The organism is Streptomyces tsukubensis, assembly GCF_003932715.1.
Taxonomy (GTDB): domain Bacteria; phylum Actinomycetota; class Actinomycetes; order Streptomycetales; family Streptomycetaceae; genus Streptomyces; species Streptomyces tsukubensis.
The window spans coordinates 7541188-7556242 of sequence record NZ_CP020700.1 but is presented as its reverse complement, the minus strand read 5'-3'; the positions used below and the strand labels follow the sequence as shown (position 1 = coordinate 7556242).

Genomic DNA, 15055 nt, shown 5'->3' with positions numbered 1-15055 from the left:
CCGCCACCTCGGTTCGCGCTGCTGGTCGCCGTCATGACATGCCGAGTTCGTTGTCGATGAAGTCGAAGATCTCGTCGTCGGTCGCGCCGTCCATCCGGTCGTCGATCCCCGCGTCGGCCGTACGGGGGCCGCCTGCCGCCGTGGCCGCCGGGTCGAGGCGTCCGAGGAGGGTGCGGATTCTGGCGGCGAGCCGGTCGCGGTCCGCGTCGTCGCCTGCTCCGTCGGCGATGGCGCTTTCCAGGAGGTCCAGTTCGGCCAGTCCGGGCGGCGGGCCGGACCCGGGTCCGGGGGTCAGTTCGGCGGCGAGGTGTCCGGCGATCGCGGCCGGGGTCGGATAGTCGAAGAGCAGGGTCGCCGGGAGCTGGAGGCCGGTGGCGGCGCGGAGCCGGTTCCGCAGTTCCACGGCCGTCAGCGAGTCGAAGCCGATCTCCAGCAGTCCGCGGTCCGGTTCGATCCCGGCGGGGCCGCTGTGGCCGAGGACCATGGAGGCGTGGGAGCGGACCAGGTCGAGCAGCACCCGGTCGCGCTGCGGCCCGCCCAGGCGGTCGAGCCGTGCTTTCAGTGCTTCGGCCCCGCCGGGTCCTTCGTCGGCGGTACGGCCCGCGGTGCCGCGCCGTGCCGGGGCGCGCACCAGGCCGCGGAGCAGGTGCGGTATCCCGCCGTTTGCGGCCTGGTCGCGTACCGCGGCCGTGTCGAGCCGCAGGGGCAGGACGACTGTTTCGTCGAGGGCCCCTGCCGCGTCGAAGAGTGCCAGCCCCTCGGCCGGGGTGAAGGCGACGATCCCGCCTCTGGCGATCCGTTTCAGATCGGCCTCGGTGAGGCCGCCCGTCATCCCGGTCCGGTTGGCCCACAGCCCCCAGGCGAGGGAGCGTCCGGGGAGCCCTTCGGCCCGGCGCCGGTGGGCGAGGGCGTCCAGGAAGGCGTTGGCGGCGGCGTAGTTGCCCTGGCCCATACCGCCGAAGACGCCTGCGATGGAGGAGAACAGGACGAATTCGGAGAGGTCGGTGCCGGCGGTCAGCTCGTGCAGGTTGACGGCGGCGTCCACCTTGGCGCGGAGTACGGTGTCGAGCTGCTCGGGGGTCATGGTGGCGACGACACCGTCGGCGAGCACACCGGCGGCGTGCACCACCCCGGTCAGGGGGTGTTCCGGCGGCAGGCCCGCCAGCAGGTCCGCGAGCGTATCGCGGTCGGCGGCGTCGCAGGCGACGATCCGGGCGTCGGCGCCCAGCGCGGCGAGTGCGGCGAGGAGTTCCGCCGCCCCTTCGGCGGCCGGTCCGCTGCGGCTGGTCAGCAGCAGGTGCCCGACGCCGTGTTCGGCGGCCAGATGGCAGGCGATCCGGGCGCCGATGGCACCGGTCCCGCCGGTGATCAGTACGGTTCCCCCGGCGTCCCAGCCGGGCCTGCGTCCGGCGGCGGACAGCGGCACCCCGGCGAGTCGGGCGGTATGCGCCGTCCCCGCCCGGATCGCCAGCTGGGGTTCACCGGACGCGAGAGCTCCGGCGACGGCCGGGGGCGAGGCCTCGTGGGTGTCCACATCGAGGAGGACGAAGCGGTCGGGGTTCTCCGTCTGTGCCGAGCGGACCAGTCCCCAGACCGCTGCCAGGGCCGGATCCGGAACCCCACCGCTGTCGCCGCCGGTCACGGGTACCGCGCCCGAGGTCAACAGCACCAGCCGGGACTGGTCGAAGCGCTCGTCCGCCAGCCATTCGCGCAGGAGGGAGAGGACCGTGCCGACCGCGCCGTGGACCGCGCCGCTGAGGTCGTCCGCCGTGGCGGGCGGGCAGGCCGCGAGCACCAGCCGGGGCGGCGGTGTGCCCTCGTCGATCAGTGCGGTGAGCTCCGCGAGGTCCTTCACCACCGGGCCCGTAAGCGGCAGGGACTCGCACCACGGGGGTGTGTCCGTGCCGAGTACGGCCCAGGTTCCGGGGCCGCCGGCCACTGCCCCGGTGCGTTCGGGGAGGACGTGCCATTCGGGGCGGAACAGCTCCTGGTGGTGCCCGGTGCGGGCGGCCTTGAACCGATCCGCCGAGACCGGCCGGAGCACCAGGGACCGGGCCGAGAGCACCGGCCGTCCGGTGCCGTCGGCCGCCAGCACCGCGACGGTGTCCCGTCCGGTCGGTGTCAGCCGCAGCCTCAGCTCGGACGAGCCCGAGGCGTACAGGCGCACCCCGTTCCAGGAGAACGGCAGCCAGCCCTGGGCGGGACCCTGCAGTACGTCGAAGACCAGGGCGTGCAGGGCGGCGTCCAGCAGGGCCGGGTGGAGACCGAATCCGGCTGCTTCCGGCTGCTGCTGCGGTGGCAGGCTCGCACTGGCGTAGACCTCGTCGCCGAGCCTCCAGGCCGCCCGCAGGCCCTGGAACGCGGGGCCGTAGGCGAAGCCGCCGTCGGCGAAGCGCTGGTAGAGCCCTTCCACATCGAGGGGTACGGCCCCGGGCGGCGGCCACTCAACGAGATCGGCCTGCTCGGCCTGGTCCGGGTCGCCGCCCGGGGTGAGCAGACCGCTCGCGTGCCGGGTCCACGGTGTATCGGGTCCGGAGTCCTCGTTTCTGGCGTGGACGCTCAGCGGGCGGGCGCCGGAGCCGTCCGGGGCTCCGACGGTGAGCTGGATGGCGACCGCTCCGCTCTCGGGGAGCACCAGCGGGGCCTCCAGGGTGAGTTCCCCGACTTGGTCGCAGCCGACCTGGTCGCCCGCGCGGACGGCGAGTTCCAGGAAGGCGGTGGCCGGGAACAGGACGCCTTCGAAGACGCCGTGGTCGGCCAGCCAGGGGTGGCTGCGGACCGAGAGCCTGCCGGTGAACAGGAAGCCGTCGGATTCGGCCAGTTCGGATCCGGCTCCGAGCAGCGGATGGTCGGCCATCACGAGTCCGGCGGAGGGCAGATCGGCTTCGGCCCTGGTGCCCTGCAGCCAGTAGCTCCGGCGCTGGAAGGGGTAGGTCGGCAGTGCGGCGGGGCGGGCCCCGGTGCCGGAGTGGACGGCCCGCCAGTCCACCGGGACGCCGTGGACGTGGAGCCGGGCCAGGGCGGATGCGGCCGTGGCGGCCTCGGGCCGGTCCCTGCGCAGCAGGGGGACCAGCAGGGCGTCGCCGGTGAGGCAGTCCTGGCCCATGGTGGTGAGCGCGCCGTCGGGTCCGAGCTCCAGGAAGGCGGTGACGCCTTCGCGTTCGAGGCGGCGGATTCCGTCCTGGAAGCGGACCGTTCCGCGGACGTGTTCGACCCAGTGGTCCGGCGAGCCGAGCTGTTCGGCCGTGGCCGGTTCCCCGGTCAGGTCGGAGATGACCGGAACGGTGGCTTCGCCGGGGTCGAGCCCGGCGGCGACCTTGCGGAACGCGGCGAGCATCGGCTCCATCAGCGGTGAGTGGAAGGCATGGCTGACGCGCAGTCGGCGGGTCTTGTGCCCGAGTGCCGCGAGCCCGGCGGCGATCTCGGTGACCGCCGTGTCCTCACCGGAGATCACGGTCGAGGACGGTCCGTTGACGGCGGCCAGGCCGACGGTGTCCTCCCGGCCCGCCAGCAGCGACAGTACCTCCTCTTCCGGTACGGCGAGGGCGAACATCGCGCCACCGGCGGGCAGGGCCTGCATCAGCCGCCCCCGGGCTGCCACCAGGGCGGCGGCGGCGGGCAGGGTGAGCACCCCGGCGACATGGGCGGCGGCCAGCTCGCCCACGGAGTGGCCGAGCAGCCAGTCGGGGCGTACGCCCCAGTGTTCGACCAGCCGGAAGAGCGCGACGCCGAGGGCGAACAGGGCGGGCTGGGTGTATGCGGTGAGGTCGAGCGGGCCACAACCGGCGGTGGGGGTGCCGGGGTCGGCGCCGATGACCTCGCGCAGCGGACGGTCCAGCAGCGGGTCGAGTTCCGCGCAGACCGTGTCGAAGGCGTCGGCGAAGACCGGGTAGCGGGCATACAGTTCGCCTCCCATGCCGGGGAGCTGGCTGCCCTGGCCGGGGAAGAGGAAGGCGGTCTTCCCGGGTGCTCCGGTGATACCGTGTACAAGGTCCGCCGACGGTTCGCCCGAGTGGAGGGCGGCGAGTCCGTGGAGCATGGCTTCCCGGTCCGTACCGGTGACGGCGGCACGGTGCTCGAAGGCGCTGCGGTGCAGTGCCAGGGAGTAGCCGAGGTCCGCGGCGGTCGGCTGCGGGTTCCGCTCCAGGTGCCGGAGCAGCCGTCCGGCCTGGTCCCGGAGGGCGTCCGCGGTCCGTGCGGACAGCAGCCACGGCAGGGGAGCCGGGTCCTGTGCGGTTGCCGGGAGGGACTGCCGGGGTGCGGTCGCCGGGTCCGGGACCTGTTCCCCTTCTACGAGTTCCACGGCGTCGACGGGCTGTTCGAGGATGGTGTGGGCGTTGGTGCCGCTGACTCCGAACGACGACACCGCGGCCCGCCTCGGGCGGCCGGTCTCCGGCCACGGGGTGTCCTCGGTGAGCAGCCGGACCGTGTCGGCCGACCAGTCCACGTAGGGCGTCGGGGCGTCGATGTGCAGGGTGCGAGGGAGCGCTCCGTGCCGTATCGCCTGCACCATTTTGATGATCCCGGCCACTCCGGCGGCGGCCTGGCTGTGCCCGATGTTCGACTTCAGGGACCCCAGCCACAACGGCCGGTCCGCCGCCCGGTCCCGGCCGTAGGTCGCCAGCAGTGCCTGGGCCTCGATGGGGTCGCCCAGCTTGGTGCCGGTGCCGTGCGCCTCCACCGCGTCCACATCGGCGGCCGTCAGCCCGGCGTTGGCGAGCGCCGCGCGGATCACCCGCTGCTGGGAAGGGCCGTTGGGTGCGGTCAGGCCGTTGCTGGCGCCGTCCTGGTTGACGGCGGAGCCACGGATGACGGCGAGCACCGGATGGCCGTTGCGGCGGGCGTCGGAGAGCCGTTCCAGGACCAGCAGCCCCGCGCCCTCGGCCCAGGAGGTTCCGTCGGCGGCGGCGGCGAAGGGCTTGCAGCGGCCGTTCTCGGCGAGCACCCGCTGCCTGCTGAACTCGACGAAGGCCCCGGGTGTCGACATCACGGTCACCCCGCCCGCGAGCGCGAGGGAGCACTCCCCCGCCCGCAGCGACTGGGCCGCCAGGTGTACGGCGACCAGCGACGAGGAGCACGCCGTGTCCACAGTCACCGCGGGTCCTTCCAGACCGAGACTGTAGGAGATCCGCCCGGAGGCCACGCTGCCCGCGCTGCCGATGCCGAGATACCCTTCGGTCTCCTCGGAGGGCCGGGTGACGCGCGAGCCGTAGTCGTGGTGGCTGCAGCCGACGAAGACTCCGCTGCGGCTGCCCTTGAGCGACAGCGGGTCGATTCCGGCCCGTTCGAACGCCTCCCAGGAGAGTTCGAGCAGCAGCCGCTGCTGGGGGTCGACGGTCAGCGCCTCGCGCGGGGAGATCCCGAAGAAGGCCGGGTCGAACCGGTCCGCGTCGTGGAGGAATCCGCCTTCCCGCGCATAGGTGCTGCCGACCCTGTCCGGGTCGGGGTCGTAGAGGCCCTCCAGATCCCAGCCGCGTCCGGTGGGGAAGCCGGAGATCGCGTCCTGCCCGGTGGCGACCAGATCCCACAGTTCCTCGGGGGTGGTGACGCCGCCGGGGTAGCGGCAGCTCATCGCGACCACGGCGATCGCCTCGTCGGCGGTCGCCGCCACTGCCGACGCAGTTTCCGGTGTCCGCTGCGGGGCGGCGGTCCCGGTCTCGGCGGCCCCGAGCAGTTCGGTACGGAGATGTCCGGCCAGCACCGTCGCCGTGGGGTAGTCGAAGGCCAGGGTCACCGAGAGCCGGAGCCCGGTGGCCTCGGCGAGGCGGTTCCGCAGGTCGACGGCGGTCAGCGAGTCGAAGCCGAGGTCCTTGAACACCCGGTCGGGTTCGACCGCTTCGGGTCCGGGGTGGCCGAGGACCTGGGCGACCTCCACCCGGACCAGTTCCAGCAGGGCCCGGTCCCGCTCCTCCGGTGGCAGTGCGGCCAGCCGCCGGAGCGTGGATCCGGCGCTGTCGGCCGTCTCCCCGCCCGGCCGGGCCGCGGTGAGCGCCTCCCGTACCTGCGGCAGATCGCCGATGGCCGGGCTGGGGCGGAGTGCGGTGAACGCGCGGGTGAAGCGCTCCCAGGCGAAGTCGGCGACCAGGACCGTGGTGTCGTCGTGGTCGAGTGCCTGCTGGAGTGCCGCGGTCGCCAGTTCGGGGTCCATGGCCGGAAGTCCGTTGCGGACCAGGCGTTCACCGACGGCTCCCGAGGCGAGGCTTTCGCCGCCCCAGAGGCCCCAGGCCACCGCGGTGGCGGGCAGTCCGGATTCGCGGCGCTGCCGGGCCAGGGCGTCGAGGTAGGCGTTGGCGGCGGCGTAGCTGCCCTGGCCGGTGCCGCCGAGTGTCCCGGCGAGTGAGGAGAACAGGACGAAGGCCGTCAGTTCGTGGTCGCGGGTGAGTGCGTCGAGGTTGCGGGCGGCGTCGAGTTTGGGCCGCAGCACTCCGGCGGCGCGCTCCGGCGTGATCGAGTCGATGACGCCGTCGTCCAGGACTCCCGCCGCGTGCAGTACGGCACGCAGCGGGCGGTCGGCCGGGATCCCGGCGAGCAGCTCCGCCAGGGCGTCCCGGTCCGCGACGTCGCAGGCCACCGCAGTGGTCTCGGCGCCGAGACCGCGCAGCTCCGTCAGCAGGGCCTGCGCACCCGGTGTCCCGGGGCCGCGACGGCTGGTCAGCAGCAGATGCGCGGTGCCGCTCCGGGCGAGCCACCGGGCGATCTGTGCGCCGAGGCCGCCGGTTCCGCCGGTGATCAGGACCGTGCCTTCGGGTGTCCAGTCGCGGGCCGGGGCCGTATCGCCGAGCCCGGCCCCGACGATCCTGCGGCCGAAGACTCCGGAGGCCCGTACCGCCAGCTGGTCCTCCTGGTCCAGCCCCGTCAGCACCTCCGCAAGGCGGGTTCCGGCCCGGTCGTCGAGCTGCTGCGGAAGGTCGACCATTCCGGCCCAGCGCTGCGGGTACTCGACTCCGGCGACTCCGCCGAGACCCCAGAGCAGTGCCTGCAGCGGGTGGTCTGTCCGGTCGGAGCGGCCGACCGACACCGCGCCCCTGGTGGCGCACCAGAGGGGGGCGTCGGCGCCGGTGTCGCCCAGGGCTTGGAGCAGGGCGACCGTCATCACCAGGCCGAGGGGCAGTGCGGAACCCTCGCCGTGGGGTTCCTCGGCCAGCGCGAGGAGCGACAGTATTCCGGCGGGTTCGCCACCGTTGCTTTCCCGGGCGTCCCGCAGCAGGCCGGTGAAGCCTGCCCGGTCGGCTTGGGCCGGGCCGGCCTCGACCAGGAGCGGTACGGCGCCGTGCGTACGCAGCGCGTCGAGGGCGAATGCGACGGCCGGGTCTCCGGCGCTGCCCGCGGGGGCCACGACCAGCCAGTTTCCGGAGAGCCCGGGACGTCCGGGCGTCGGCAGTGGCTTCCAGGCGACACGGTAGCGCCAGCCGTCGGCGGTGGTGCTGTCGCGCCGTCCCCGCAGCCAGTGCGTCAGGGTGGGGACGAGAGCGGCGAGGGAGGACCGCAGTTCACCGTCCTCGACCCGCAGGGTGGTGGCGAGGGCTTCGGTGTCGCCCCGGTCGACGGCGTCCCAGAACCCGGTGTCGGCAGGTCCCGAACCGGTGGCTGTGGGCCGGTCGGGGGCGGCCGGGTCCAGCCAGTAGTGCTGTTGCCGGAAGGCGTAGGTGGGCAGGTTCTGCTTCCGGGCGCCGGATCCGGTGAAGACCGCCTCCCAGTCCACCGGTGCTCCGTGGACGTGCAGTTCGGCCAGTGAGGCGAGCATCCGGGCGGGGCCGCCTTCGTCGCGGCGCAGGGTGCCGACGGCGGCTCCGTCTCCGGTCTCCGCGGCTTCGAGGGCCTGTTGCAGCCAGACCAGGAGCGCGGGGTGGGTGCTGCACTCGACGAAGGTGTGGTGGCCGTCGGTGATCAGTGCTTCGACGGCCCGCCGGAACTCCACGGGCCGGCGGAGGTTGCGGTACCAGTAGTCGGCGTCCAGGGCGGTGGTGTCGAGGAGTCCGCCGCTGACGGTGGAGTAGAACGGGATGCCGGACGTGCGGGGTTCGGTTCCGGCGAGCAGGCTGAGCAACTCCTGCTGAATCGACTCCACCTGCATCGAGTGCCCGGCGAAGTCCACGTTGGGTACCGGCCAGGTCAGTACGCCCGCTTCGGAGTACTGGTCGCGCAGTTCGGCCAGGGCGGCCGGGTCGCCGGAGACCGTCACCGACGCGGGCCCGTTCACGGCGGCGACGCCGAGTGCCCCGTCCCAGGCGGTCAGCCGCTCCTGTACCGCTTCGACCGGCTGCGGTACGAACATCATGGCGCCGTGTCCGGTGAGGGCGACGAGGGCCCGGCTGCGGAGGGCGACGATCCGGGCCGCGTCGTCGAGGGAGAGCGCTCCGGCGACGCAGGCGGCGGCGATCTCCCCCTGGGAGTGGCCGACGACGGCGTCGGGGACGATCCCGTAGGAGCGCCACAGGGCGGCCAGGGACACCATCATCGCGAACAGCACCGGCTGTACGACATCGACCCGGTCCAGGGAGGGCGCGCCGGGCTCGTCCCTGAGGACTGCCCCCAGGGACCAGTCCAGGTGGGGGGCGAGGGCGCGTTCGCAGTCGGCGATCCGTTCGGCGAAGGCGGGGGCGGTGGCGAGGAGTTCCCGTGCCATGCCGGTCCATTCGGAGCCCTGGCCGGGGAAGACGAAGACGGTTCTGGTGGACCGGGCGACGGTGCCGCCGACCAGGCCGGGGGCGCGCCGGCCCGCGGCCAGTGCGGCCAGGCCGGACAGCAGCACGTCACGGTGGTCGCCGACGACGGCTGCGCGGTGTTCGAATGCGGTCCTGGTGGTGGCCAGGGAGTAGCCGATGTCCGCGGGTGTGAGCTCCGGGCGCCCTGTCAGATGGTCGTGGAGCCGGGCGGCCTGTGCCTTCAGGGCGTCGGGGGTGCGCCCGGAGAGGATCCACGGGACGGCTGCGGGTGGGGTCTGCGGGTCCGGTACGGCGGTTTCCTCCGGTACGGCGGGGAGCTCCGGCGGCGGCTGTTCGACGATCACATGGGCGTTGGTGCCGCTCAGGCCGAACGAGGAGACCCCGGCCCGCCGCGGGCGGCCGGTCTCGGGCCAGGGGGTGGCCTCCGTCAGCAGGGAGACGGCGCCTGCCGTCCAGTCGACGGCGGGGGACGGCTGGTCGATGTGGAGGGTGCGCGGCAGTACGCCGTGGCCCATCGCCAGGACCATCTTCATGATTCCGGCGACGCCGGCGGCGGCCTGGGTGTGGCCGATGTTGGACTTCAGGGATCCCAGCCACAGGGGCTGTCCGGCGGGCCGGTCGCGGCCGTAGGCGGCCAGCAGCGCGTCGGCCTCGATGGGGTCGCCCAGCCGGGTTCCGGTGCCGTGCGCCTCCACCGCGTCGATATCGGCGGCCGCCAACCGGGCGTTCGCCAGGGCGTCCCGGATCACCCCCTGCTGGGCCAGGCCGCTGGGTGCGGTCAGCCCGTTGCTCGCGCCGTCCTGGTTGATCGCGGATCCGCGGAGGACCGCCAGCACCGGATGTCCGTTGCGGCGGGCCTCCGAGAGCCGTTCCAGCACCAGCAGACCCACACCTTCGGCCATGCCGAAGCCGTCCGCCGCGGCGGCGAAGGACTTGCAGCGCCCGTCTTCGGCGAGCCCGCGCTGCCGGCTGAATCCGGTGAAGGACAGCGGGGTGCCCATGACGGTCGCGCCGCCGGCCAGCGCCAGGGTGCACTCGCCGGAGCGCAGCGACCGGGCCGCCAGGTGTACGGCGACCAGGGACGAGGAGCATGCGGTGTCCACTGTCACCGCGGGTCCCCGCAGGCCCAGTTGGTAGGCGACCCGTCCGGACAGGACGCTGGTGGAGATGCCCGCGATGAGCAGGCCCTCCAGTTCGTCGGGGACGTCCCGCAGATTGCCGCCGTAGCCCTGGTAGGACGCTCCGGCGAAGATGCCGGTGGAGGTGCCGTGCAGGGTGGACGGGTCGATGCCGGCGCGTTCGATCGCCTCCCAGGAGGTTTCGAGGAGCAGCCGCTGCTGCGGGTCCATCGCCAGTGCCTCGCGGGGCGAGATCCCGAAGAACCCGGGGTCGAACCGGCCCGCTTCGTGGACGAATCCGCCTGCGGCGGTGTAGCTCTTGCCGGGCCGGTCGGGGTCCGCGTCGTAGAGGCCGTCCAGGTCCCAGCCGCGGTCGGACGGCAGTTCGGAGACCGCGTCGCGGCCTTCGGCGACCAGGCGCCACAGGTCTTCGGGGGTGTGTACGCCGCCGGGGTAGCGGCAGCTCATGGAGACGATCACGATCGGGTCGTCGTCCGCGGCGGCCGGGACCGGCGGGGGCGGGGAGACTGCCGCGGGCTGTTCGGCCGCTCCCAGGAGTGCGGTCTCCAGATGCCGTGCCAGCGCCGAGGCCGAGGAGTAGTCGAAGACGACGGTGACGGGGAGCCGCAGTCCGGTGGCGGTGTTGAGCCGGTTGCGCATGTCGACGGCGGTCAGCGAGTCGAAGCCGAGGTCGCGGAAGGCACGGCCGGAGGCGATCGCGTCAAGCGATTCGTGGCCGAGGACGGTGGCGGCGTGCGTCCTCACCAGGTCGACCAGGACCCGGGTCCGCTCGGCGGCGGGGAGCGGGCGCAGCCGGTCGCCCAGTGCCGAGGACGTTCCGGCGGTTTCGCCGGATGCGGTGTCCGGTTCGGGGGCCAGGGCCCTGCGTACCTCGGGGAGTTCGGCGATCAGCGGGCTGGGGCGGGCCGAGGTGAACACGGCCGCGAAGCGGTCCCAGTCGATGTCGGCGACGAGGACCACCGTCTCGTCGTGGTCCAGTACCTGCTGGAGCCCGGTGATGGCCACCGCGGGCGGCATGAACAGGACGCCGTGGCCGCGGAGGGTCTCTTCCACCAGTGCGGCGGCCATTCCTGCTCCGCCTTCGGGGTTCCAGATGCCCCAGACGACGGAGGTCGCCGCCAGGCCGCGCCGGCGGCGGTTCTCGGCGAGACCGTCGAGGTAGGCGTTGGCGGCGGCGTAGGCGCCGTGGTCGGCGCTGCCCCATACGCCCGAGATGGAGGAGAACAGGACGAACGCGTCGAGCGATTCGTGGTCGAACAGGAGGTCCAGATTGCGGGCCCCGCCGACTTTGGCGTAGAGGGTGTCGGCGAACTCGTCCAGGTCGGTCGTGGGCAGCGGCACCAGGAGTCCGGCGCCCGCGGCGTGGAAGACGGTGCCGATCCGGTCGCCGTCGCGTTCCAGGCCGTCCTTCAGGGCGCGCAGGGCGTCCAGGTCGGCGACGTCGCAGGCGGCCACGGTGGTCCGGGCGCCGAGTGCGGTCAGTTCGGCGGAGAGCTCGGCCGCGCCGGGCGCGTCCGTACCGCGGCGGCTGACCAGTACGAGATGCGCGGCTCCGCGCCGGGCCAGCCAGCGCGCGATCTGTGCGCCGATCCCGCCGGTGCCGCCGGTGATCAGGACGCTTCCGCCGGGCCGCCACGTCCGGCTCGGCGTGGTGCCGCCGAGAGGGGATCGGACCAGGCGACGGCCGTAACAGGCATCAGCCCGTACCGCTGTCTGGTCCTCGTCCCCGGCTTCCCCGGCCAGTACCCGGCAGAGGCGGGCGGCGGTGTCGTCGTCCAGGGTCTCCGGAAGGTCGACCAGACCGCCCCAGCGCTGCGGGTACTCCAGTGCGGCCACCCGGCCGAGCCCCCAGAGCAGGTTCTGTGCGGCACTGACCGGGCCGGTGTCGGTGCTTCCCGTGGATACGGCTCCGCTGGTCGCCCACCACAGGGGTGCGTCGATCCCGGTATCGCCGAGGCACTGCACCAAGGCCAGGCTGAGCGCGGTGCCCAGCGGGACGGCGGAGTGCACGGAGTGCGGGCGCTCGTCGAGGCCCAGCAGCGACAGGATCCCGGTGACCGGTCCTGGCAGGGGTGCCAGGGCTTCGCGGATCCGGTCACCCAGCACCGTACGCTCGGCGTCGGATTCGGTGAGCCGCAGCCGGACCACGGTGGCTCCGGCCTGTTCCAGGGCTCGTACGGTTTCGGCCGACAGGTGCGACCGGTCCTCGGACTCCCCGGCCGGGGAGAGGACGAGCCAGTGGCCGGTCAGTGCGGCCGGGGGTCCCTCGGGCAGGGCGCGCCAGGTGACGCGGTAGCGCCAGGAGTCGACGACGGACCGCTCGCTGCGCTCGTTGCGCCAGGTGGTGAGCGCGGGGAGCACCAGGTTCAGGGGGTCTTCGGGAGCCACCCCGAGGGCCGCCGTGAACCGGTCCAGGTCGCCGCCGCCGAGGGCCTCCCAGAGGTCTTCCTCCTCGGTGGACGGTCCGGGGCCGCCGGCCGGTTCGGTGCCGGGGTGCTCCAGCCAGAACGCGCGGCGCTGGAAGGGGTAGGTCGGCAGGGAGACGTCGTCCGAGCGGTGCCCGGCGAACAGCCGGTCCCAGTCGGGCGACAGGCCGGAGGCGTGGGCCTCGCCCAGGGAGAGCAGAAAGCGGTGGAGACCGCCCTCGCCGCGCCGGAGCGTGCCCAGAGCCGCCGCCGGGCCCTCGGGGGAGTCGGTGGCACCGGCCTCTTCGGCGGTCTGCTGGACGGCGAAGCCGAGTACGGGGTGCGGGGAGGCCTCGACGAAGAACCGGAAGCCTTCCGTCAGGAGTTCGCGGGTGGCTTCCTCGAACCGGACGGTCTCCCGGAGATTGCGGTACCAGTACGCGGCATCCAGCGACGCCGTATCCAGCCAGCCTCCGGTGACGGTGGACCAGAACGGCAGCGTGCCCGAGACGGGGGCGATGCCGTGCAGATCATCGAGTAGCCGTTCGCGGATCTCCTCCACCTGTACGGAGTGCGAGGCATAGTCGACCTCGATGCGGCGGGCCCGTACCTCTTCGAGGTCGAGCTGCTCCAGGAGCTCCGTGACCGCGTCCGCATCACCGGACACGACGGTCGACCGGGGCCCGTTGACCGCCGCCACCGACAACCTGCCCTCCCAGACCCCGATCCGCTCCCGTACCTCCACGGCCGAAAGCGCAACCGACGCCATCCCACCGCTTCCGGCCAGCGCCACCACCGCACGGCTCCGCAACGCCACCACCCGCGCCCCGTCCTCCAGGGACAGCCCACCCGCCACACACGCCGCCGCCACCTCACCCTGCGAATGCCCCACCACCCCATCCACCACAACCCCATGCGACCGCCACACCTCCGCCAACGACACCATCACCGCCCACAACACCGGCTGCACCACATCCACCCGCCCCAACAACACCGACGAACCCAACGCCTCTTCAAGAGACCACTCCACATAAGGCGAGAGCGCCCGCTCACACTCCGCCATCCGACCCGCGAAAACCCCGCACTCCTCCAGCAGCCCCACAGCCATCCCCACCCACTGCGACCCCTGCCCCGGAAACACCAGCACGGTACGGCCGCCCGACACCCCGCCACCCACCACCAGCTGCGGTACGGATTCGCCCGTGGCCAGCGCTTGTACGCCTTCGAGCATCCGGTCCCGGTCCTCGGCCACCACCACGGCCCGCTGCTCGAATGCCGTACGGGTGGTGGCGAGGGCGCGGCCGATCTCGCCGAGGGACGGGCCGGATCCGCCGTTCAGCTGCGCCAGCAGCCTGGCCGCCTGGGCGCGCAGCGCCTCGCCGGTCCGCCCCGACAGCACCCAGGGCAGGGGGCCCTGCTGCTCCGGCCGGTCGGCGGGACGGTCCGCGGGAGCGGATTCCCGGGCCGGGGCCTCCTCCAGGATGAGATGCGCGTTGGTTCCGCTGACGCCGAACGCGGACACTCCGGCCCGGCGCGGACGCCCCGTACCGTCCCAGGTACGGGCCTCGGTCAGCAGTTTCACGGCGCCCGCCGACCAGTCCGCCATCGGCGTCGGCACATCCGTGTGCAGGGTCCGCGGCAGTTCGCCGTGCTGGATGGCCAGCACCATCTTGATGACCCCGCCGACTCCGGCCGCCGCCGAGGTGTGGCCGATGTTCGACTTCAACGACCCGAGCCACAAGGGCTGTTCCACCGGGCGGTCACGGCCGTACGTCGCCAGCAGCGCCTGGGCCTCGATGGGGTCGCCCAGCTTGGTGCCGGTGCCGTGGGCCTCGACGGCGTCCACGTCGGACGCGGTCAGTCCGGCGTCGGCCAGCGCCGCCCGGATCACCCGCTGCTGGGCCGGTCCGCTGGGCGCCGTCAGGCCGTTGCTCGCACCGTCCTGGTTGGTGGCCGAGCCCCGGACCACGGCCAGGACCCGGTGGCCGTTGCGGCGGGCGTCGGACAGCCGCTCCAGCAGCAGCACGCCGACGCCCTCGGACCAGCCGGTGCCGTCCGCTCCGGATCCGAAGGCCTTGCAGCGCCCGTCGGCCGAGAGGGCCCGCTGGCGGCTGAACGCCACGAAGGCGTCGGGGGTCGCCATCACCGTGACCCCGCCGGCCAGGGCCAGCGAGCAGTCGCCCGCCCGCAGGGCCCGGATCGCGAGGTGGAGCGCGACCAGGGAGGACGAGCAGGCCGTGTCGACGGTGACGGCAGGGCCTTCCAGGCCCAGGGTGTAGGCGATCCGGCCGGAGATCACACTGCTCGCGGTTCCGGTGTCCAGCAGGCCCTGGACCTCGGGGAGATGACGGGAGTCGGTGCCGTAGCCGTTGCCGATCGCCCCGAGGAAGACACCGGTGCCGGTCCGCCGCAGGGCCCGGGGATCCATCGCCGCCCGCTCGACCGCCTCCCAGGCGGTCTCCAGCACCAGCCGCTGCTGCGGGTCCATCGCCAGCGCCTCACGCGGCGAGATCCCGAAGAACTCGGCGTCGAACTCGGCCGCCTCGTGCAGGAAGCCGCCGTGCCGGGTGTAGGAGGTACCGGACCGGTCGGGGTCCGGGTCGTAGAGGGCGTCGACGTCCCAGCCGCGGTCGACCGGCCACTCGGATATCGCGTCGGTGCCCCGGGACAGCAGGTCCCACAGCAGTTCGGGAGTGTTCGCCCCGCCGGGATAGCGGCAGGCCATGGAGACGATCGCGATCGGTTCGTGGCGGGCTTCCTCGGCCTCCCGCAGCCGTCTTCTGGCGTCACCGAGGTCTGCTGTGGCGCGCCTGAGGTAGTCGAGCAGCTTCTGGTCGTCGGGCAT

At 73.4% G+C, this 15055-nt stretch carries 1 protein-coding gene; it reads right to left on the bottom strand.

The window, feature by feature from the left end:
- Nucleotides 1-31: 31 nt before the first annotated feature.
- The gene (locus B7R87_RS31215; RefSeq protein WP_130585155.1) at nt 32-15055 is read right to left on the bottom strand and encodes a type I polyketide synthase; all 15024 of its coding nucleotides are present in this window, start codon (nt 15053-15055) and stop codon (nt 32-34) included.